The following is a 19,856-nucleotide window of genomic DNA, read 5'->3' as shown; positions in this document are numbered from 1 at the left end:
CGTGCCCGTTACCGCCGCGGCGGTCGCGGACTCGGCCACGGCCGGCGGGCCTTCCCGCCTTCGCCGTTTGGGGCGTCAAACCCGTGGAGCCCCAAGGACGGCGTTCGGGATTCATCCCGACAGTTCGAGAGAGGATGACGAGTGTCTAAGCAAGAGGTCAGCGACTACCTGTTGGAGCGGCTGCGGGCGTGGGGCGTTGAGCACGTCTTCGGCTATCCGGGCGACGGCATCAACGGACTCCTCGCCGCGTGGGGACGCGCCGACAATCAACCGAAATTCATTCAGGCACGTCACGAAGAGATGAGCGCGTTCGAAGCGGTCGGTTACGCCAAGTTCACCGGGCGGGTCGGGGTATGTGTGGGCACGTCTGGCCCCGGCGCGATCCACCTGCTCAACGGACTCTACGACGCCAAACTCGACCACGTCCCGGTGGTGGCCATCGTCGGGCAGACCAACCGCAGCGCCATGGGCGGCTCCTATCAGCAGGAGGTCGACCTGATGAGCCTGTTCAAAGACGTCGCCAGCGATTACATCCAAATGGTCACGGTCCCAGAGCAACTGCCCAACGTGCTGGATCGCGCCATCCGGGTAGCGATGACGCAGCGAGCCCCGACTGCGTTGATCATTCCCGCCGATGTGCAGGAGTTGCCGTACTCGCCGCCCACTCACGCCTTCAAGATGGTGCCGTCCAGTTTGGGCATCGAGTACCCGGCCGTCTCCCCCGACGATGCCGCAATCACCCGGGCGGCCCAGCTGCTCAACGACGGGAAAAAGGTCGCCATGCTGATAGGCAACGGCGCACGAGCTGCCAGCGCCGAAGTCGCCGAGGTCGCGGACCTGCTCGGTGCGGGCGCCGCCAAGGCGTTGCTCGGCAAGGACGTGCTTTCCGACGAATTACCTTGGGTCACTGGCTCTATCGGGCTACTGGGAACCCGGCCCAGTTACGAGATGATGCGTGATTGTGACACCCTGCTGACGGTGGGATCCAGTTTCCCCTACACCCAGTTCTTGCCCGAGTTCGGGCAGTGCCGGGCGGTGCAGATCGATGTCGACGGCCGGTTCATCGGCATGCGTTTCCCCTACGAGGTCAATGTGGTCGCCGATGCCAAGACGGCGCTTCGGGCGCTGATCCCGCACCTGCGCCGCAAGGCGGACAGGTCGTGGCGCGAGGGCATCGAGAAGAATGTCGCCCGGTGGTGGGAGACGATGGACAAGGAAGCCAAAGTCAACGCTCACCCGATCAATCCGCTGCGACTGTTCTCCGAGCTTTCGCCGCAACTGCCGGATGACGCGATTGTGACAGCCGATTCCGGCTCCGCTGCTAACTGGTACGCACGTAACCTGAAGTTCCGCGGCAATATTCGCGGGTCGTTGTCGGGCACCCTCGCGACGATGGGGCCCGGTGTCCCCTATGCCATCGGCGCGAAATTCGCTCACCCGCGACGACCCGTGATCGCATTCGCCGGAGACGGTGCCATGCAGATGAACGGCATGGCCGAACTGATCACGATCAAGCGGTACTGGCAGGAGTGGGAGGATCCGCGTCTGATCGTGGCGATCCTGCACAACAACGACCTCAACCAGGTCACCTGGGAGATGCGGGCCATGGAGGGCGCGCCGAAATTCGCCGAGTCCCAAGTACTTCCGGATGTCGACTTCGCGGCCTTCGCATCCGGGCTGGGCCTGAACGCGATGGTCATCAAGGATCCCGAGGACCTCGCCAGCGCTTGGCGCGAGGCCTTGTCGGCCGATCGCCCGACGGTGCTCGACGTCTACACCGATCCCGACATGCCGCCCATCCCACCGCACGCCACCTGGGATCAGTTCAAGGCGACCGCCACCGCCGTGCTGTCCGGTGACGAGGACCGTGTGGGATTCGTCAAGCAGGGGCTGAAAACCAAGGTTCAGGAGTTCCTGCCGCACAAGAACAGTTGACGGGCCGGCTCAGCTCGCCGAGCGCAGCTGAGCCGAGCGTGCGCTGCGCAGATCGTCCACGAAGGCCTGGTATGCGTCGTCGCGGCGATCGCTGCGATCCCGTAGCACCGCCGAGGGATGCACCGTCGCCACCACGGCCGGCCCCTCGTCCGCGGTCGTTGCGGGCGCCGCTGCGGCCAGAGTCAGCACCTCACCTCGGTGGGCAGACACCCGAAACGAAGCCCCCAGCAGGGATTGCGCGGCGGTAGCGCCGAGACACACGATTACCTGCGGGTGGATCACGTCGATCTCGGCCAGCAGCCAGGGCCGGCACGCGACCACCTCGGTGCGGTTGGGTTTTTGGTGAATTCGCCGTTTGCCGCCCTTGCGGGTGAACTTGAAATGCTTGACCGCATTGGTCTGATACGTGCTCTCAGGATCGATGTCGGCATCGTCGAGTGCCTTCGCCAGCAATCTCCCTGCGGGACCCACGAACGGCAACCCGGCCCGGTCTTCCTGATCTCCGGGTTGTTCACCGATCAGCATGATCGGCGCCTTGACCTTGCCATGCCCGAAGACGGTCTGGGTCGCGTTCTCGAAAAGAGAACAGCCTTCGCACTTTTCGGCCGCCGTCTGCAGGGACCGGAGCGAACGCTGCGCGGGCAGGAATGGTTCGGCGGTCGGCTTCGTCGCGGTCATCGCCGGCCGAACAGCAAGTAGCCCGGGAACCTCATGTTCCCGGGCATACCCTTGCCGACGTTGGCGAAACGAATCAGCCGCTGGTCAGCCTTTTCCGACGATGGCGTCGCGGGCTCGATCCAGCATCGCCGCGAACGGTCCCGCGACGAGGTTCGCCAATTGCGACTCGACGCCGGCGTGTGGCCGGGTGGGCGCGATCGCTTCGGCCAGCTTGGCGGCGCGGCCCATACTCTCCAGCTCGTCGCTGCTCAATTCCTGGCCCAGCCTGGTGAACTCGTCCTTTTCCTCATGCTCGGCGTGGTCGAGCACGGCGTCGCGGAGCTCGGTCAGCATTCGGGTGAACTCGGCGCTGTCGACGTCGAGCTTCTCCAGCTTCTGCAGCACCGCCTTGGCTTCGTGCTCCTCTTCCAGCCGCTGCTCGACCACGGCGGCTCCGTCGGCGATCTTGCGCTTCGCCCGCGGATGGACGATTTCCTCCTCCACCGTTTCGTGCACGGCGAGCAAACGACGCAGGTCGACGAACGCCTTCTCGCGGGCGTCCCCGGACGCCGAAAGTGTCGTGGTGAACAACGATTTGATCTGCTCGTGCTGACTGGACAGAAAGTCGACCACATCGGTGGGTGACGTGACGGCGGCGTGAGCCATGAAGTCCTCCCGTTAAGTTCGTTCTTGCAGCGCGCCAGACTGTTTCGCGCGCCTGCAAGCGGCTACCCATCACCCGAATCACGAAACATGCGCCTGGTCGGGGCATATTTCGGGAAGGGACGGTGAGCGGCTTGGTTCCCGGGATTCGTCGCCGCGGGCACCGGCTGGGCTGCCTGGTGCTGATTGGCGCGTTCTTGACCGCCGCCGGTTGTGCCCAACCGGCGACGTCGTCGCAGAGCGCACCCGAGGTGGTTCGGTGGTCGAGCGGTGCGGTATTGCGTCAGCCGGTATGGTCCTACCGTTTGCAGACCCTCATCGCGCTGACCGACGACAACCGGCTGGTGGAGGTCACCCCGGGGGCCGATCACCGGCGCGCGACGACGCGCTCGTCTGCGCCGCTGGCAGTTGGGCGCAATCTGCAGATCAGCCAGCGAGATGACCTGGTCGTGTTCGTCCCGCAACCCGAACGCGGCACCGTCGCACGGGTGAACCTGGAAACGCTGCACCAAGTCGGCGCATTCGACGCCGGTCCGAGTCCGGCCTATCTGTCCGAGGATGCCGGAATGCGGATCCTGCTCGCTCTCTCTTCCGACGGCAGGTCGGTGACACCGGTGGATCAGTACGGCTTCCGGAAACTACGGACGGCCGTGATCGAAGGCGCCGCCGCCGAGCGGATCGACGGGGCAAACCGCGGCCGCCAGATCGACTATCACCTCTACGATGCGTCCGGAATTCGTTATTTTCGGGGCCCGTCCTCGCCGCCGCTCGAACGCGGATCGCTGGGCATCGACGTCGCGGTCGCTGCGGGCGACGGCGCCGCGGTGGCCCGCAGCTACGTGGCCGGTCACGACAGCAACGTGCTCTACGCCGTCGACTCGCGCCGGGGCGGGGCGGGATTGGAGGTACTGGCGAGCGCCCAGCTGCCCTCGCCGATCCGCTACCTGGCCACCGATAGCACCCGAATCTATGCCGCCACCGATCACGAACTGGTTGTGCTCGAAACGAACAGCTTTACCGGCTTTGCCCAGCACACCATCCCGGTGATCCGGGTCGTCCCTTATCGTGCGGGTCCGACCGGCGCTGCCGGCGCGCTTCGCGTCTCCGGCATGGCCGTCGGCCCCCACCGGGTCCATCTCACTCTGGCCGACTCGCCCGATGTGGTGAGCATTGCCAAGCCGAAGCCATGAACTCCGCGCCCAACAAGATCGACATCGACGAGGACGTCGTGTTGCTCAGCGGCCAAATCGCGGCACTTCGCGCGCTCGGGGCCGCGGACGCCGACGAGCCCATCACCGAGGGCCGCCGTTACGACTTCAGCATCGGATGGGGTACCGCGATGGCAGGACGGTTCCGGCGGCTGGTGCACTACAGCGCACTGGGCAAGTTGGACACCGACGACCAACGTCGCTTCGAGCTGTTGTGCACGGAGCTGCACGGTCTGTCGAACCTGATCGACCGGTTTGGCCTCGCACGGCCGGTCTTCACCGATGCCCCGCCAGCGACCGCCAAGCGCTTGCGCCCCGGCGGACGGACTCGCCGGTGAGAAAGTCTTTCTCCGGCAGGATGATTCCGGTCCGCGGTTTGGCACACTCCCGGTTACGACACGTCAACGCGATCATGTACGCGTCGTGGTCCTCGTCCAGAAACAGGAAGCCGAGAAACAGCGCGTCGCCGACATCGAAATCCGTTGCCCCGCAACAACCGCAATAGCCGCCTTTGGCGGCTATTCGTCGGCGCACCCGTTGCCGTGCCGCCTCGTCCAATCCAATCAGTTCGGGACGCACCATCGCCGCCTCTTGCATGTCAAATTTCCACGTCTTTGTCGTAATGGACGTTGTCCTCACGCCATCCGCCCAAGCCGTGGCCGATGCCGCGATGGTCGTCGATGAATTCGATCTGATCGATCCACTTGGCCATCTTGAAGCCGACCTGCGTCTCGACCCGTAGGCGCAGCGGTGCGCCGTGCTTGATGGGCAACGGCATTCCGTTCATCTCGTATGCCAAGATGGTTTGCGGCTTGTAGGCGAGTTCAAGGTCAATGACTTCGTAGAACCGGCCCTCCCCTTCGGCGCTCGGTTCGTCCCGGCCGGTGTCCTGCATGGTCAAAAAGCACACGTAACGCGCCTGTGGAAGTGGGCGTACCAGGTCAGCGAGCAGCGCCAGCGGAAGCCCCGTCCACTCACCGATACTCGTCCAGCCCTGCACGCAATTGTGCAGCACCCGTTGAGCTTCCGGGTCAGCCAACGCTCGCAGCGCGGCGAGGTCCAGCGTCATCGGGTTCTCTACCAGTCCGCCAACCCGGAGCCGCCAATCGCGGAAGTTGTGCACGGCCATCACCTTGTACGCCACCGAGCACGGCGGTTTGCCATTGACCCGATGCTCCGCCGAAAGCATCCGTCTCGGATAGTTCTGCCGAGACTTCAATGGGCGCAACAGAATAAGTCGGGCACGTGTCACCACCGCGCCCAGCACCCGGCGTACCTGTACCGGCCTGCGCAAACTCCACACCGTCGCCGCGACGTGCACGGCAACAACAGCAACGATGATCGCGAGGGAACATACAGTCGCCCAATGCGTGTTGCGGACCGATCCGAAGATCATCGAGGCGGTGAGTGGTCCCCACCCCCAGAAGAACACCATTGCCAGGTGGATCGCGATGAACAGCAGAAACCCCACCAGTCCGAGGAAGTGCAGACTGCGCGCCCATTGCCGGCCGCCCAACAGTCGCACGAACCAGGGGAACCTCGCCTCGATCGCCGGGGATTGTGCCGCGCCGGTGACGATCTGGAACGGGGCGAGCACAAAGACGACCCCCGCATATGTGAGCTTTTGGATGGCGTCCAGCGGTTCACCGGGCAGCAGCGGCGGTAGGTTGAACGTCGCGTACGTGACGATGTCGTTCCGCGCCTCGGCGAAGATCGACCAGGAATAGGGCCAATACCGATGCCATTGGCCAGTCGCGAAAAGCAAGATGTAGTAGGAAATCCCGACCGCGATCCACCCGAGCACCGAGATGAAATGCCAATGCCGGCCCATGCCGAGCTTTTTGTGACCGGGCAGTGCGACCAACGAGCTGTAATTCTCTTCCTCATCGAGGGTGTCGTAGAGCCGGTCGGTGGGCATGGTCTTCGTGGTGAAGCGCGCCCATTCGGTGCCGGGTTGGCAGTCCTCGTGCCAGTACAACTTCGGGTGGGTGGACAGGATCTCGATACCGCTGCGAATCGACAGCGTCAAGAACAGCACGTTGAGCCAATGATCGACGCGCAGCCAGGCCGGGTAGTCCAGCGTAGTCATCCGACCTCCGCTCAATCCATCCAGTGCTGCCGTCGCGGGTAGGCGACATTGATACCCAGCAGCACCGTGGCATGTAGAGCAACAAACGCACCGGCGAAGGCGAGCGTCAAGGTGGCCGCGGCGACATCCCACCGCCCGGTGATCGCCGGTAGCGCGCTCAACCGCACGATTCGGGTGCCCGCCACGATCCCGGCAATGACCACCGATGCCGCACTGCCGAGGACCCAACTCAATTGCATCGCAACGGGACTGCGCGTCAAGCACAGCAGCACGGCGATCAGTCCGCACCCGGTGACCGCCGCCGCGACGTACACCAGGAAGAAGGCGGGTCGATCTGGTTGGCTGAGCACTGCGTAAATATGGGTCGCGACACAGCCGAGCAACAACGCCACGCCCGCCGCGGTCACCGTCCTGGGCATGTTGAACGCGACATATCCACCCAAGCTGAGCATCCGTATCAACCGGCTGCGAAGGCTCACGGGCGCCGCGTACCCGTCGGCAGTCCGATCAAACGGCAGGCGGACGGGCGGATTCGATCAGCGCTCCGGCTTCCCGCAACGCGTCGATCTCGTCGCCGGTGAGGCCGATCTCTTTGAGGATCTCGTCGTTGTGCTCGCCCTGACGCGCCGGCACTTGCACCGCGAGGGCGCCGTCGTGGCCGCTGAAATGCCAGGGCGGTGCGGGGATGGTGATGCTGCCACCGTGCCGGTCGGGGACGTCGCGGGTGATCCCCCAGTCTTTGGCCCATTCGGTGGCGCTGAACTCGGCGATGTCACGAAGTTGACCGGTGGCGATCTTGGCCTCGTCGAACTGCGCGTCGAGCGAACCCATGGAGTCGAAGGTATAGATCCAGGTCTGCACGATCGCGTGCAGCTCCGCCAGGTGCTGGCGGCGCAGTTGGGGGGTGCGGAACCGTGGGTCGTCGGCCAGGTCTGGACGCCGCATCGCGTGCAGATATAACGGGAAACTCATGCTGCCTACCAGACTCATCGGCGAAACGAACTGGTGGCCTTCGGGACTGGTGAAGAATGCGCAGTCGGTGGCGCCCAGGATCGGCGTCTCCTCGCCCAGGTCGACGTCCGAAAGGTCATAGTGCACCCGCTCGTTGAGCGACGTCAGCACCGCCGCCATCGCCACGTCCACGTATCGTCCCTCGCCGGTGACCCGCCGATGCTGCAAGGCCGCCAAGACCGCGATGGTGGCGTGTAGTCCGGCGTAGACATCGCCATGTGACAACGGGTCCGACCGGCGATCGTCACCGTCAACTGCGAACTGCCGCAACGTATTCAGGGTGAAGCCGACCTCGGCCTGGACGGTGGGCGCGTAGGCCATGCGGGTTCGCCACGACCCCGTCTGTCCGTATCCGCTGATCGAGGCGTAGACGACGGCGGGGTTGCGCGCCGCCACCGACTGATAGTCCAGGCCGAAGGACGCCAGCGCGCCGGGACGGAAGTTTTCGACGATGATGTCGGCGGTATCGCACAGCTGCAGCACCGCGTCGCGCGCCTCGGGCACGTTGAGGTCGATGCTCAAGTTGCGTTTGCCCGCGTTCTGTTGGGCGTAGTAGCCGCTGATCTCGTCTTGGCGCGGAAACGCAAGGCGGCTGATGTCACCGCGCGGCGGTTCGATTTTGATCACCTCGGCGCCCAGGTCGAGCAGATGCTTGGTGCAGTGCGGGCCGGCCAGCACCCGGGTGAAGTCGATCACCCGGACACCGTCGAGTGGGAGCACCATGACTACCGCCCCCCGAACCGCGCGGCTCCGGGACCGTCGGAGGCCAGCGAGGCCAGCCCGACCCTTAGGTCCTCGGATTTCCAGATGTCCTTCTGCAACTCCTGCATCGCCTCGTCGGTCGCCGCAACGCCGTGCGAGATCGCATGCGAGACAATGGCTTTGGTGGAAGCATGAGCGACGGTGGGCCCGTTGGCGAGCTCGTGAGCCAGCGCGCTGGTCACCGCTGCCAGTTGTTCGTCGGCGACCACGCGATTGATGATGTTCCACCGTTCCAGCGTGCGGGCGTCATAGCGACGGCCCAGCAGCGCCATCTCCTTGGCCCGCGCCGCGCCGGCACGCTGGGTGATCCGTTGAATGCCGCCCATCAACGGGTTCAACCCGAGCGACGCCTCGATGTTGCCGATCTTGGCCGACTCGCTGGCCACGATCAGATCGCAGGCCATCGCCAACTCCACACCGCCGCCCAGGCAAGCACCATGCACGGCGGCGACGATCGGTATCGGGAGCGCATCGAACGCGCGCAGCAGGTCGAGAACGGGAAGATCCAGGGTCTCGCCGTGTTGGGCACTATCGAACAAGGTGACGTCGGCGCCGGCACAGAAATTACGCAGGCTGCTGCGCAGCAGCACGGCACGGGCATGTTGCTCGGCCGCCCAATGGATTCCGTCGAGCAGCGCGTCGAACAACGCGGTACCCAAAAAGTTGTGCGGGGCGTGCTGCATGGTGAGCACGGCGACGTGGCCATCCATCTCACGCGCCACCGGTGACGAGTCCCGGTCCGGGGCATGCACCGGCGGTATCGCACCGACCGGCTGGTCCAGCTCCGTCATCAATTTCCCCTCATCTAACTATGTCGGTCGTCATACTTACGTCAATGCCCACGTTAGGACTGCTTGCCGCGGAATGTCAAGAACTATGTATGATGGACGACATGCCAAAGAGGAGTGACAGCAAGGACCGGATGATTGCGGCGGCCCGACGGCTGTTCCGCGAACACGGCTTCTACGGCACCGCGCTGTCCGACGTCGTAGCGGAAAGCTCGGCACCGCGGGGATCGCTGTACTTCCACTTCCCGGGCGGCAAGGAAGAACTCGCCACCGAGGTGGCGCTCGTGCATTCCGCCGACACCATCGCCCACATCAACCGGGCAGCGGGCATCGCGAGCACGGCGGCCGAGCTGATCGCCGCGTTCATCGGCCGGCCGCGCGACGAACTCACGGCCAGCGACTACCGCGAGGGTTGCGCCGTGGCACCCATCGTCATCGAATCCATCCCGGCCTCGGCCCAGCTTTCCGACACGGCCCGGCGCGGCTTCGGCGACGTGATCGCCACACTGGCGGCTCGTCTTGGTGAGAAGGGCGTACCCGAAGACGGTGCGAGGCAACTCGCCCTGAACGCCGTCACCGCCGTGGAAGGCGCGCTGATACTCGGCCGGGTGCTGCGCAGCCCCGAGCCGTTCGACGCCGCCATCGCCGCGCTCACCGCGAGCGCCGAGGCGGCAGCCGGGGCACCGGTCCGATGACGACAACGACGGCAGAAGAGTTGCGCACCAAGCTGATTGGCGCCTGGACCCTGGAGTCGTACGAAAGCTGCGCGCTGGACCGGTCCGAGGTGACATACCCACTAGGCGTCGACGCCCGCGGCGTCATCATGTACACCCCGGACGGCTACATGTCGGCCCAGCTGATGCGTGCCGACCGAACCCCGTTCGACCGCGACGATCCCCACCATGCGCACGACAGCGAGCTTGCCGCCGCGGCCGGTGGATACATGAGCTATGCGGGCCCGTTCTCCGTGGTGGGCGACGGCCTGATCGCCCATCACGTCGAGGTCAGCTTGCTGCCTAACTGGATCGGCGGAATCCAATACCGCACGGCCCGCTTGCGGGAGCGCTACCTCGAACTCGGCCCGGCCGAACCGATCGTGCTCAACGGTGCGCCGCGCAACGCGAAGCTGGTGTGGCGTCGCAGCTGACAATGCAACTTCCGATGGCCTAGAACTACCAATGGCCTAGAGCTACCAATGGCCTAGGTCCCGGTACTAAAGTCTGGGCAGGGTCCCAGACCAAGGAGGCCGAGACGAACCCTCAGGATCCGTTCGGACACAATCCCTTTAGCCCCTCTAGCCCCTTTAGCCCAGAATCCTTGAGCTACGATCCGTTGGGCCGCGCCCCCCACACCCCACCGCCGGTCTTCGTGCCGCCACCCCCGCCGCCGCAGCCCCCGCCGGTCAACACCTTCGCGACGCTGTCGGTGGTGTTCGCATTCGTGTTCGCCCCTGTCGGCGCGATTCTCGGGCATCTGGGCCTGGCGCAAATCCGGCGCACCGGCGAGCTCGGACGTGACCGGGCGCTCGTCGGGTTGTCGCTGTCGTATGCATTCATCACCCTGACCGTCATCGCCCTGGCGGGGTGGGCCACGCTGTCCACCCTGACCGTCTCGCGGCCGCAGCAGAGCGCCGCGCCGGCAATCACGGCCATCCCCGGCACCAGCGCCGAGCCGCCGCCACCACCGAAGGTGGCGCCCGACGAGGTGATCAGGCTGCTGCCCAAACTGGACGCCCTGAAAGGCCTTACCAACGACCAAAACCTGGAAGCCGGCCAGACCTGGGACCGGCCGAGCAAGAGCGATACGGACGCGACGATCGATCGTCCGCAGTGCTGGGGCGCCGTGATGCCCGGGGCCCCGGAGGCCTACGACCTCACCGCGATGCTGCGCTATCGCGCGGAGGCGTACTCCGACACGCAAACGCTGTTGAAGTCGGTCCAGGTCATCCAGGCGGTGATGGCGTTTCGCGACTCGCCGACCGCACAAGCACAAGTGACCAAGCTGGTCGACGGCTGGCGTGATTGCGGCGGGGCGCCGGTGACGCTGACCGCCCGGGGCGGGCCGACCTACCAGCTGTCACTGAGCCCGCCGGCCGACGCCGGCAACGGCATCACCACGATGGGTCTGGCACCCAAGGGTCTGAAGGTGCGTTTTGTCCGAGCGGCCGCGGCAAAGTCGAACGTCGTGGTCGACCTGTATGTCGTCAACCTCGGCACGACCGATGCCGGCGCGCCCCGGCAGACCGCCGTCAGCATCGCCAACTACATCGTCGGCAAGATCCCCGACTAGTCGAAGCGGCAAGTGTTGGGCCAGTACGGTGAACACATGAAATATGTCGACGTCGACGGGGTCGGACGGGTCAGCCGGATCGGGCTGGGCACCTGGCAGTTCGGCTCGCGAGAGTGGGGCTACGGGGACGACTACGCCGCGGGTCCCGCCCGCGACATCGTGCAACGCGCTCGCGCGCTGGGTGTGACGCTGTTCGACACCGCCGAGGTGTACGGGCTGGGCAAAAGTGAGCGGATCCTCGGCGAGGCGCTCGGCGACGAGCGTGCCGAGGTCGCGGTGGCCAGCAAAGTCTTTCCGGTCGCGCCGTTTCCGGCGGTGATCAAGCAGCGCGAGCGGGCCAGCGCGCGGCGGCTGCAGCTAGACCGGATTCCGCTCTATCAAATCCACCAGGCCAACCCGGTGGTGCCCGATTCGGTGATCATGCCGGGCATGCGCGACCTCCTCGACAGCGGCGCCATCGGCGCCGCCGGCGTCTCGAACTATTCGCTTCAGCGCTGGCAGAAGGCCGACGCCGCGCTGGGCCGGCCGGTCATCAGCAATCAGGTTCACTTCTCGCTCGCCTTCCCCAAGGCGCTGAAAAACCTGGTGCCGTTCGCCGAACGGGAGAACCGCATCGTGATCGCCTATAGCCCACTGGAACAGGGGTTGCTGGGCGGTAAGTACAACGTCGACAACCGGCCGGGCGGGATCCGCGCGATCAATTCGCTGTTCGGCACCGAAAACCTGCGACGCCTCGAGCCGCTGCTGCAGCTGCTGCGCGACGTCGCCAACGACGTTGCCGCCCAGCCGGCGCAGGTGGCGCTGGCCTGGCTGATCAGTTATCCCGGCGTCGTCGCCATTCCCGGCGCGTCCAGCGTCGAGCAGCTCGAATTCAACGTCGCCGCCGCCGACATCGAGTTGCCCGCCGAGACGAGGGACGCGCTGACCGACACGGCGCTGGCATTCCGTCCAGTGTCACCAATCCGCTTTGTGACCGACCTGGCGCGAGAGCGGCTCGGTCGTCACTGAGCCGGGGCGAGGACGGCGGCGCTGGCGGGTCCGCCCCGTGCCACCACAACCGGCATCGAGGTAGACGCATTGGTGCGCAGGATCATGTGCACCACCTCAATCAGGTCCTCGACCGGCATCAACTTGCCTGGCATGCAGCCGCGCTGCACCCACAACGGGTAGGCCTGCATGGCCAGATCCGTATCCCAGCCGACGTTCATTCCGGTCGCCCCGTCGCCCTCGCCACCCGGGCACTCCCCGACGATCAGGTTGGTGAAGCCGATGTCGGGATGCTCGGCGCGCCACGCCTCGACGAGTCGCTCCAGCGCGGCCTTGCTGACACCGTAGGCTCCCAGGCCCGGCCACGACGGGCCGTACGGGCCGGCGTCACTGGACAGGTAGATCACCTTGCCGGTCGAGGCCGTCAGGTGCGGCAAGGCCGCCGCAGTCACCAGCGACGCGCCGATCACGTTGGTTTCAAAAATCCGGCGCCACGTGTCCGCATCGGTGTCGACCATGCGCACCAGCGGGCTGATCGCGGGCGTGTACACGACGTTGTCGATACCACCCAACGCGTCGGCGGCCCGGTCTAGCGACGACCGAATCGATGACTCGTCGGTGATGTCGCAGGCCAGGGCGATGGCATCCGGCCCCGCCTCCTTGGCGGCGGTTTCGAGGCGCTCCAACCGCCGGGCGAGCAGGGCGACGTTTTCCCCGCGCTGTCCGAGTCCCACGCCGATGCAGCGCCCGAGCCCGCTCGATGCGCCGACAACCACTGTCCTTGACATATTTGCCCTCTCCTGTAACGAGGCCGCTGCAGGCACAGCGTATCGAGCTGGGGTTCGGCATGTCACTGCCGGGCAGGTCACGCCCGGCGTGTCCGGCGCAGGGAGCGCTCGATCAAGAACCGGGTGACGGCATCATGCCCGCCCAGTTTCTGTCGGTACATCGCCGCGTCGGCGCGCGCGGTGACGGAGGAGACCGGTTCGCCCGGTAGGGCGATGGTCGCATCGACGCTCAGGGTGGCGCGGATGGTGTGGCCGCCGACATCGATGGGGTCGGCGGCGCGGTCGCGGATCTTCTCGGCGATGTTGTCAGGGTGCACCACCTCAGCACCGACTGCAGATTCGCGTCCGCACCGGGCTCGTCCATCAACAGTCCTTCCCTGACGCACGGCATCGGACCTCGTCGTCCTTCGCCTACGCGAAAGGGCGATCTTTAGATCGAACAGCCGATCGATGTCGCGGGATCGACAAGATGTCAACCGGCGCGCTCGGTCTCCAGGGCTTGCAGCACCACCGCGCTGTGCGCGTCCACGGTCAGCGCGCCTCCGCCGGGCACCTCGTCGGCGGGTGTCGCGTGCTCGGGACCGGTGAACACCACGACTTGCCAGGAAGCACCGAATTCCTTTGGCGGAAGCGTGAATTCGAGTGGCTCGTGATGGGCGTTGAAGCACAGCAGGAAAGAGTCGTCGAGAACCCGCTGGCCCCGCGCGTCGCGGTCGGGTATGCCGTGCCCGTTGAGAAAAACGGTGACGGATTTCGCGTAGCTGGTGCCCCAGTCCTCGTCGGTCATCTCGTCCCCGTCGGGAGTGAACCAAGCGATATCGGCCAGGCCGCCCTGCCCCCGGCGGCCCACCGGCTTGCCCGAGAAGAACCGCCGCCTGCGGAACACCGGATGGTTCGCGCGCAACGCCGAGACTTTGCGGGTGAACTCCAACAGATCGGTGTCGCAGGAGGCCCAATCGATCCAGGTGAGCTCGCTGTCCTGGCAATACCCGTTGTTGTTGCCCTGCTGCGTGCGACCGAGCTCGTCGCCGTGGCAGATCATCGGAACACCTTGGGACAGCAGCAATGTCGTCAGGAAGTTGCGCTGCTGTCGGGCGCGCAGCTCGATGATGCCGGGGTCGTCGGTCGGTCCCTCGGCACCGCAATTCCAGGAACGGTTGTGACTCTCGCCGTCGTTGTTGTCCTCGCCGTTGGCCTCGTTGTGTTTCTCGTTGTAGGAGACCAGATCGCGCAGCGTGAATCCGTCGTGGGCGATGACAAAGTTGATCGAGGCCACCGGACGGCGACCGGTGTGCTCGTAGAGGTCGGCCGACCCGGACAGCCGATAGGCGAATTCGTCGAGGGTCGCGGGTTCACCGCGCCAGAAGTCGCGGACGGTGTCGCGGTACTTACCATTCCATTCCGTCCATTGCGGCGGGAAACCGCCCACCTGGTAGCCGCCGGGTCCGACGTCCCACGGTTCGGCGATGAGCTTGACCTGGCTGACGGTCGGATCCTGTTGGACGAGTTCGAAGAACGCCGCCAGCCGGTCGACATCGTAGAACTCGCGGGCCAGGGTCGAGGCCAGGTCGAACCGGAAGCCGTCGACGTGCATTTCGGTAACCCAGTACCGCAGTGAATCCATGATCAGTTGCAGCGCATGCGGGTGGCCGACGTTGAGGCTGTTCCCCGTCCCGGTGTAGTCCATGTAGTACTGCTTGTCGTCGTCGACGAGCCGGTAGTACGCCGGGTTGTCGATACCGCGCATCGACAATGTGGGACCCATGTGGTTGCCCTCAGCGGTGTGGTTGTAGACGACGTCGAGGATCACCTCGATGCCCGCCTCGTGCAGCGTGCGCACCATCGCCTTGAACTCCTGCACCTGCCCGCCCGGGGTGCTGCCGGTCGAGTACTTGAAGTCGGGCGCGAAGAAGCCGATCGTGTTGTAGCCCCAGTAATTCGACAGGCCCCGTTCGACCAGGGTGGAGTCGTTGGCGAAGTGGTGCACCGGCATCAGCTCGATCGCGGTGACACCCAGGCTCTTGAGGTGGTCGATGATCACCGGGTGCGCCACCGCGCCGTAGGTGCCGCGGATCTGTTCTGGAATGTCGGGATGGGTCTGCGTCAGCCCCTTGACGTGCGCCTCGTAGATGACGGTGTCGGCGTATTCGTGGCCCGGCGGGCGGTCGTTGCCCCAATCGAAGTACGGGTTGATCACCACCGACTTGGGCATGCTGGCCGCGGAGTCGTCGTCGTTGCGACTGTCGGGATCACCGAAGTTGTAGCTGAACAGCGACTGATTCCAGTCGAAGGTGCCGTCGATGGCCTTCGAGTACGGGTCCAGCAGCAACTTGTTCGGGTTGCAGCGCAGGCCCTCGGCGGGGTGGTACGGGCCGTGCACCCGGTAGCCGTATCGCTGGCCGGGTTCGATGGCGGGGATGTAGCCGTGCCAGACGAAGTAGTCGACCTCGGGCAGGGTGATGCGCGTCTCGGTGCCGTCTGCGTCGAATAGGCACAGCTCGACCCGCTCGGCGATCTCGCTGAAGAGGGTGAAGTTGGTACCGGCGCCATCGTAGGTGGCGCCCAAGGGGTACGCCTTGCCCGGCCATAATTCACCGGTGGGCGTGGGAGCTGGGCCGTCGGCTCTAGTCATGGCGCACTTGATACCCGAGCCGGACCCCGGCCAAACAACGCTGTGAAATGCACAGACGCGGTGGCGAATTCAGGGTTTCAGCATGACCTTGACGGCGCCATCCTGCTTTTTCTGGAAGATCTCGTAGCCGTGTGGCGCCTTCTCGAGGGGCAACACATGCGTGGCGAAGTCGTCGACGCCGAGCGGATCGTCGTCGGTGAGCAACGGCATGATGTCGTCGATCCACCGCTTCACGTTGGCCTGTCCCATACGCAGGGTCAGTTGCTTGTCGAAGAGCGTGAGCATGGGCAGCGGATCGGCCATGCCACCGTAGACCCCGCTCAGCGAGATGGTGCCGCCGCGCCGCACGATGTCGATGGCCGAGTACAGCGCATTGAGCCGGTCCACGCCGGCGGTCTGCATGAACCGCTTGGCGATCGCGTCGGGAAGCACCGCAGTGGCCTGCTGTGCGAACTTGGCGGCCGGGGAACCGTGCGCCTCCATCCCCACCGCGTCGATCACCGAGTCCGCGCCCCGGCCATCGGTCAGGTCCCGGACCGCATCGCCCAGCGACGCGTCGAGACGCCCGAGATCGATGGTGTGGATCCCGCGCTTGGCGGCCCGGGCCAGCCGCTCGGCCACCAGGTCGATGGCAATGACGCGGTAGCCGAGATGATCGGCGATGCGCGCGGCCATGTCACCGATCGGGCCCAACCCGAGCACGGCCACTGTGCCGCCATCGGGGATGTCAGCGTAGGCCACCGCCTGCCAGGCGGTCGGCAACACATCGGAGAGGTATACGAACCGCGAATCGGGCGGTCCCACAGGCACTTTGATATGCGTGAACTGGGCTTGGGGCACCCGTAACAATTCGGCCTGGCCGCCGGGGACCGCGCCGTAGAGCTCCGAGTAGCCGAACAGCGCCGCGCCCATACCCTGTTCGCGCACCTGGGTGGTTTCGCACTGCGTGAACAGCCGCTGACCGCACATATGACAGCTGCCGCACGAGATCTGGAACGGGATGACCACCCGGTCGCCGACCCGCAGGTCGCCGGTCTGCGGCCCGGTCTCTCGGACGATTCCCATTGGTTCGTGCCCAAGGATGTCCCCCGGTTTCATAAAGGCGCCCAGCACCTCATACAGATGGAGGTCGGACCCGCAGATGTTGGTCGAGGTGACCTCGATAATCGCGTCGGTGGGCTGTTCGATCTTCGGGTCAGGCACCGACTCCACGCGGACGTCGCGTTTGCCGTGCCAGGTGACTGCTTTCATGCGCCCTCCTAGGTCAAGACATCTGGCTGGTACCCGGTTGCCGCAGGTCGAAACCGCCGCCCCCGATCGCACCGTCGACCGTGGCTCGGCCGGACAACCAAAGGCTTTGCAATGCCATGGTTTTGGACGTCTATCAAGGCCGGAGCTTGAGTGGATGCTCGCTGTCGATCAGCGACCTGGCCAGATCGGCGACCCGGACGTTGGATTGCTGGGACAACCGGGTGAGCAACTCGAACGCCTCGACGGCGTCGAGATTGAAGCGCTCCATGACGATCCCCTTGGCCTGGCCGATCAGGTCGCGCGAGGCCAGGGCACTGCGAAACTGGTCGTGGCGGCGCATCATCGACCATGCCAATGCGACATGGGTAGCGAAGACGCCGCCCAGCTCCACCGAGTCAGCGGTGAAAGCGTGCGGTCGTTCGCCGTAGAAATTCAGCGCCCCGGTCGAGTTGCCTTCCACGAACAACTCGTAGGACAGGACCGAGCGGACCGGCGTGTGGTCGAGGGCGTACTGCCGGTAGCGCGGCCACCGGTGGTCGGCGCCGAGGTCCGCGACGTGCATCGTGTGGTGCTCCCAGGCGGCCGTGACGCAGGGGCCTTCCCGGTATCGGTGCTGGACGCGGTCGAGCTCGGTCGCGTAGGCATGCGTGGCCGCGACGGTGGTCACCGCTTTTGCGTCGGCCAATGTGATGCCCGCGCAGTGACTGCCGAGAACATGCCGGGTGCCGTTCTCGATCAGTTCGCGCAGACCCAGCACCGTGTCCGTGCCGTCGCGCTCCAGATTGGCAATCAGCTCGGCGAGCTGAGCAACGACCGTGGTGTTGTCGTCCGGCATGACACCACCCTTTTAGGACGTCCCATCGCCCCGGCAGGGGCGGTCGACGAGCCCGAGTTGATGCAAAACAACGCCCATCATATCCGCGTGGCGAAGCTTTGGCGGGCGCACAACGACGGCCGGCGCCTACGCCAGGACAATGAGCGAAGCCGATGGCCAGTGAGCGAAGGCCGCCGGGAAGGCATTGGCAATCAATGCTTTTCGCCTCACGTTGCGGCACACCCCGAATCTTTGCCGGATCGCCTTAGACTCGGATGGATGACCTCGATCGTGATCGTCGGAAGCGGCTTCACCGGATACACCTGCGCCCACCAGCTGGCCCGGATTCTGCGCCGAAAGCAAGCGAAGGCCCAGATCACCATCGTCTCGCCGGTCGATTACATGCTGTACACGCCGCTGCTGCCCGACGTTGCCGGCGGTGTGGTCGACGCCCGCTTCGTGGCCATACCGTTGGCGAACGCGCTGAAAGGCGTACGCGCGGTTCGCGGCCGGGTCGATGATGTGGACTTCGCCGCGCGGACCGTGACCTACTGCGACCCGGAGGAGCGCCGGCATCCCCTGCCCTGGGACCGCCTGGTGCTCACCCCCGGGTCGGTCACCCGGTTGTTCGACGTTCCCGGGCTCGCGACGTACGCGCGCGGTCTGAAGACCACCGCGGAGGCCCTGTATCTGCGCGACCATTTCGTCGAACAGCTGGAGCTGGCCGCCATTGAGGACGACCCGGCGGTGGCGGCGGCACGACGCACGGTCGTGGTGGTCGGGGCGTCGTATTCCGGCACCGAATTGGTCGCCCAGCTGCGGGCGCTGGCCGACGCGGCGGCACGTCAAATGGGTTTCAACCCGGCCGAGGTCAGGTTCCTGCTGCTCGATACGGCCGAGCAGGTCATGCCCGAGGTGGGCGAGAAGCTCGGCAACGCCGCGATGGAGGTCCTGCGGAGCCGCGGGATCGATGTCCGGCTCGGCACCACGCTCAAGGCGGCCTACGCCGATCACGTTGTGCTCAGCGATGATTCGCGCATCGACACGCACACTATCGCATGGGTGACCGGTGTGACCGGCGCCCCGCTGATCGAAAAGCTGGGCCTGCCGACCGAGAGGGGGCGGTTGAAGGTTCACCCCGATTTGCAGGTGCCGGGCCATCTGGGTGTGTTCGCCGCGGGCGACGCGGCCGCGGTGCCCGACCTGACGCAGCCCGGGAAAATCACGCCACCGACCGCGCAGCACGCGACACGGCAGGGAAAGGTGTTGGCCCGCAACGTTGCCGCCAGTCTCGGTTACGGCACGAGCAAGCAATACAAACATCGCAACCTCGGTCTGGTCGTCGATCTCGGGCCGGGCTATGCCGTCGCCAACCCCCTCAACGTGCACCTGTCTGGCTTACCGGCGAAACTCGTCACCCGCGCCTACCATCTGTGTGCGATTCCCCGCCCACTGAACCGCTGGGCCGTGTCGCTGGCGTACCTCACCGACCTGCTGTTCAACCGATCGGTGGTGTCCATCGGGTTGTCGTCGCAGGAGGATGCGCAGTTCACGGCCGCCGAAGGCATTCCGATGCCGAAGATCGTTTAATTCGATCCCGCCTCGGGCAACCGGCCAACGTGAATAGCGACGTGGATAACGGCAATGACGACATGCTGGGCCAGGCCGAGAGCCTCGACTCCGACGAGGTCCGCAACGACGACGGCGACGAAGTGGTGGATCCTCCCGACCGCTGGATCAGGGCCGAGGAGGACGAGTCCCTCGACGAGCGCCTCGCGGCGGAAATCCCCGACGAGCCCGGCGCGGGCCAAGCACCCGACGCCGTCGACACCGTCGACGACGGTGCGGTGGTGATGGTCGGCGACGACGAACTGGACCGCATCGACCCATCCACCCATGGGCGGGAAGCCGGTCAGATCGACGGGACGCCCGAAGACGGTGACTCGTTCTACAACCTCGAACCATGACGGGTCGAACCAGGA

General features: G+C 65.6%; 21 protein-coding genes. 9 read left to right on the top strand and 12 right to left on the bottom strand.

Translation table 11 applies throughout. The features are described from left to right. Window positions 1-141 precede the first annotated feature (141 nt). Window positions 142-1,935 carry a thiamine pyrophosphate-requiring protein gene (locus AWC25_RS06315; RefSeq protein ID WP_069400239.1) on the top strand — a complete coding sequence of 598 codons (1,794 nt, stop codon included), beginning with the start codon at window positions 142-144 and terminating at the stop codon, window positions 1,933-1,935. Window positions 1,936-1,944: 9 nt separating this feature from the next. Here AWC25_RS06315 and AWC25_RS06310 read toward each other — a convergent pair whose 3' ends face one another. Together AWC25_RS06310 and AWC25_RS06305 are read right to left on the bottom strand one after the other, a co-directional pair. Then, window positions 1,945-2,613, bottom strand: coding sequence for a UdgX family uracil-DNA binding protein (locus tag AWC25_RS06310; RefSeq protein ID WP_069400240.1), 669 nt, complete (start codon window positions 2,611-2,613; stop codon window positions 1,945-1,947). Window positions 2,614-2,697: 84 nt separating this feature from the next. Continuing rightward, on the bottom strand, window positions 2,698-3,258 hold the full coding sequence (locus tag AWC25_RS06305; protein ID WP_069400241.1) for a hemerythrin domain-containing protein: 561 nt from the start codon (window positions 3,256-3,258) through the stop codon (window positions 2,698-2,700). 131 nt (window positions 3,259-3,389) lie between these two features. Here AWC25_RS06305 and AWC25_RS06300 point away from each other — a divergent pair, with 131 nt between their 5' ends. Continuing rightward, the gene (locus tag AWC25_RS06300; RefSeq protein WP_372513445.1) at window positions 3,390-4,445 is read left to right on the top strand and encodes a hypothetical protein; all 1,056 of its coding nucleotides are present in this window, start codon (window positions 3,390-3,392) and stop codon (window positions 4,443-4,445) included. Continuing rightward, a complete protein-coding gene (locus AWC25_RS06295) occupies window positions 4,442-4,801 on the top strand; it encodes a hypothetical protein (protein ID WP_085166500.1) in 360 nt (119 codons plus the stop codon). Before AWC25_RS06300 ends, AWC25_RS06295 begins: the two co-directional genes overlap by 4 nt. On the opposite strand, the gene AWC25_RS27810 is transcribed toward AWC25_RS06295, so the two are convergent. The 5 genes from AWC25_RS27810 to AWC25_RS06270 are packed head-to-tail and all read right to left on the bottom strand — an operon-like array spanning window position 4,740 to window position 9,116. Continuing rightward, window positions 4,740-5,060, bottom strand: coding sequence for a hypothetical protein (locus AWC25_RS27810; protein ID WP_069400243.1), 321 nt, complete (start codon window positions 5,058-5,060; stop codon window positions 4,740-4,742). The two genes, AWC25_RS06295 and AWC25_RS27810, sit on opposite strands and share 62 nt — an antisense overlap. Window position 5,061: 1 nt before the next feature. Then, window positions 5,062-6,552: a molybdopterin-dependent oxidoreductase gene (locus AWC25_RS06285; protein ID WP_069400244.1), complete on the bottom strand. Its 1,491-nt coding sequence runs from the start codon at window positions 6,550-6,552 to the stop codon at window positions 5,062-5,064. Window positions 6,553-6,563: 11 nt separating this feature from the next. Beyond that, window positions 6,564-7,031 (bottom strand): oxidoreductase, encoded by a 468-nt coding sequence (locus tag AWC25_RS06280; RefSeq protein ID WP_142278715.1) that lies wholly within the window; start codon window positions 7,029-7,031, stop codon window positions 6,564-6,566. Between the two features lie 28 nt (window positions 7,032-7,059). After that, window positions 7,060-8,286, bottom strand: coding sequence for a CaiB/BaiF CoA transferase family protein (locus tag AWC25_RS06275; RefSeq protein WP_085166498.1), 1,227 nt, complete (start codon window positions 8,284-8,286; stop codon window positions 7,060-7,062). A 2-nt stretch (window positions 8,287-8,288) separates the two neighbouring features. Beyond that, the gene (locus AWC25_RS06270) at window positions 8,289-9,116 is read right to left on the bottom strand and encodes an enoyl-CoA hydratase/isomerase family protein (RefSeq protein WP_084229308.1); all 828 of its coding nucleotides are present in this window, start codon (window positions 9,114-9,116) and stop codon (window positions 8,289-8,291) included. Window positions 9,117-9,217: 101 nt separating this feature from the next. Here AWC25_RS06270 and AWC25_RS06265 point away from each other — a divergent pair, with 101 nt between their 5' ends. The 4 genes from AWC25_RS06265 to AWC25_RS06250 all read left to right on the top strand — a co-directional run bounded on the left by AWC25_RS06265 (window position 9,218) and on the right by AWC25_RS06250 (window position 12,410). Further along, entirely contained in the window at window positions 9,218-9,808 is a 591-nt protein-coding gene (locus AWC25_RS06265) for a TetR/AcrR family transcriptional regulator (RefSeq protein ID WP_069400287.1), read from the top strand. Continuing rightward, window positions 9,805-10,260: a lipocalin-like domain-containing protein gene (locus AWC25_RS06260; RefSeq protein WP_069400247.1), complete on the top strand. Its 456-nt coding sequence runs from the start codon at window positions 9,805-9,807 to the stop codon at window positions 10,258-10,260. The genes AWC25_RS06265 and AWC25_RS06260 overlap by 4 nt, the downstream gene beginning before the upstream one ends. A 170-nt stretch (window positions 10,261-10,430) precedes the next feature. Next, window positions 10,431-11,402 (top strand): sensor domain-containing protein, encoded by a 972-nt coding sequence (locus AWC25_RS06255; protein WP_085166497.1) that lies wholly within the window; start codon window positions 10,431-10,433, stop codon window positions 11,400-11,402. A 36-nt stretch (window positions 11,403-11,438) separates the two neighbouring features. Further along, the gene (locus AWC25_RS06250) at window positions 11,439-12,410 is read left to right on the top strand and encodes an aldo/keto reductase (RefSeq protein ID WP_069400288.1); all 972 of its coding nucleotides are present in this window, start codon (window positions 11,439-11,441) and stop codon (window positions 12,408-12,410) included. Here the strand turns inward: AWC25_RS06250 and AWC25_RS06245 are convergent. From AWC25_RS06245 to AWC25_RS06225, 5 genes are all read right to left on the bottom strand, one after another. Continuing rightward, a complete protein-coding gene (locus AWC25_RS06245) occupies window positions 12,404-13,165 on the bottom strand; it encodes an SDR family oxidoreductase (RefSeq protein WP_084229309.1) in 762 nt (253 codons plus the stop codon). The two genes, AWC25_RS06250 and AWC25_RS06245, sit on opposite strands and share 7 nt — an antisense overlap. A gap of 89 nt (window positions 13,166-13,254) precedes the next feature. Next, window positions 13,255-13,497, bottom strand: a complete 243-nt coding sequence (locus AWC25_RS06240) for a hypothetical protein (RefSeq protein WP_069400250.1) — start codon at window positions 13,495-13,497, stop codon at window positions 13,255-13,257. Between the two features lie 152 nt (window positions 13,498-13,649). Then, window positions 13,650-15,809 carry a glycogen debranching protein GlgX gene (gene glgX, locus AWC25_RS06235; RefSeq protein WP_069400251.1) on the bottom strand — a complete coding sequence of 720 codons (2,160 nt, stop codon included), beginning with the start codon at window positions 15,807-15,809 and terminating at the stop codon, window positions 13,650-13,652. Between the two features lie 69 nt (window positions 15,810-15,878). Beyond that, window positions 15,879-17,060, bottom strand: coding sequence for a zinc-dependent alcohol dehydrogenase (locus AWC25_RS06230; RefSeq protein WP_069400252.1), 1,182 nt, complete (start codon window positions 17,058-17,060; stop codon window positions 15,879-15,881). A gap of 133 nt (window positions 17,061-17,193) precedes the next feature. Further along, window positions 17,194-17,895, bottom strand: coding sequence for a GAF and ANTAR domain-containing protein (locus tag AWC25_RS06225; RefSeq protein ID WP_085166496.1), 702 nt, complete (start codon window positions 17,893-17,895; stop codon window positions 17,194-17,196). A gap of 258 nt (window positions 17,896-18,153) precedes the next feature. Here AWC25_RS06225 and AWC25_RS06220 point away from each other — a divergent pair, with 258 nt between their 5' ends. Beyond that, window positions 18,154-19,464, top strand: a complete 1,311-nt coding sequence (locus tag AWC25_RS06220) for an NAD(P)/FAD-dependent oxidoreductase (protein ID WP_069400254.1) — start codon at window positions 18,154-18,156, stop codon at window positions 19,462-19,464. A gap of 62 nt (window positions 19,465-19,526) precedes the next feature. Further along, window positions 19,527-19,841, top strand: coding sequence for a hypothetical protein (locus tag AWC25_RS06215; RefSeq protein ID WP_069400289.1), 315 nt, complete (start codon window positions 19,527-19,529; stop codon window positions 19,839-19,841). The last annotated feature ends 15 nt before the right edge of the window (window positions 19,842-19,856 follow it).

It is taken from the genome of Mycobacterium sherrisii (assembly GCF_002102355.1).
Lineage (GTDB): Bacteria > Actinomycetota > Actinomycetes > Mycobacteriales > Mycobacteriaceae > Mycobacterium > Mycobacterium sherrisii.
This window is presented reverse-complemented; position numbering and strand designations above follow the sequence as displayed.

What these genes read in the sequence shown, in the direction of transcription:
- AWC25_RS06310 (WP_069400240.1), bottom strand. Translation starts at nt 2,613, where the DNA reads ATGACCGCGACGAAGCCGACCGCCGAACCATTCCTGCCCGCGCAGCGT.
- AWC25_RS06305 (WP_069400241.1), bottom strand. Translation starts at nt 3,258, where the DNA reads ATGGCTCACGCCGCCGTCACGTCACCCACCGATGTGGTCGACTTTCTG.
- AWC25_RS06295 (WP_085166500.1), top strand. Translation starts at nt 4,442, where the DNA reads ATGAACTCCGCGCCCAACAAGATCGACATCGACGAGGACGTCGTGTTG.
- AWC25_RS27810 (WP_069400243.1), bottom strand. Translation starts at nt 5,060, where the DNA reads ATGCAAGAGGCGGCGATGGTGCGTCCCGAACTGATTGGATTGGACGAG.
- AWC25_RS06285 (WP_069400244.1), bottom strand. Translation starts at nt 6,552, where the DNA reads ATGACTACGCTGGACTACCCGGCCTGGCTGCGCGTCGATCATTGGCTC.
- AWC25_RS06275 (WP_085166498.1), bottom strand. Translation starts at nt 8,286, where the DNA reads ATGGTGCTCCCACTCGACGGTGTCCGGGTGATCGACTTCACCCGGGTG.
- AWC25_RS06270 (WP_084229308.1), bottom strand. Translation starts at nt 9,116, where the DNA reads ATGACGGAGCTGGACCAGCCGGTCGGTGCGATACCGCCGGTGCATGCC.
- AWC25_RS06265 (WP_069400287.1), top strand. Translation starts at nt 9,218, where the DNA reads ATGCCAAAGAGGAGTGACAGCAAGGACCGGATGATTGCGGCGGCCCGA.
- AWC25_RS06260 (WP_069400247.1), top strand. Translation starts at nt 9,805, where the DNA reads ATGACGACAACGACGGCAGAAGAGTTGCGCACCAAGCTGATTGGCGCC.
- AWC25_RS06250 (WP_069400288.1), top strand. Translation starts at nt 11,439, where the DNA reads ATGAAATATGTCGACGTCGACGGGGTCGGACGGGTCAGCCGGATCGGG.
- glgX (WP_069400251.1), bottom strand. Translation starts at nt 15,809, where the DNA reads ATGACTAGAGCCGACGGCCCAGCTCCCACGCCCACCGGTGAATTATGG.
- AWC25_RS06230 (WP_069400252.1), bottom strand. Translation starts at nt 17,060, where the DNA reads ATGAAAGCAGTCACCTGGCACGGCAAACGCGACGTCCGCGTGGAGTCG.
- AWC25_RS06225 (WP_085166496.1), bottom strand. Translation starts at nt 17,895, where the DNA reads ATGCCGGACGACAACACCACGGTCGTTGCTCAGCTCGCCGAGCTGATT.
- AWC25_RS06220 (WP_069400254.1), top strand. Translation starts at nt 18,154, where the DNA reads ATGACCTCGATCGTGATCGTCGGAAGCGGCTTCACCGGATACACCTGC.
- AWC25_RS06215 (WP_069400289.1), top strand. Translation starts at nt 19,527, where the DNA reads ATGCTGGGCCAGGCCGAGAGCCTCGACTCCGACGAGGTCCGCAACGAC.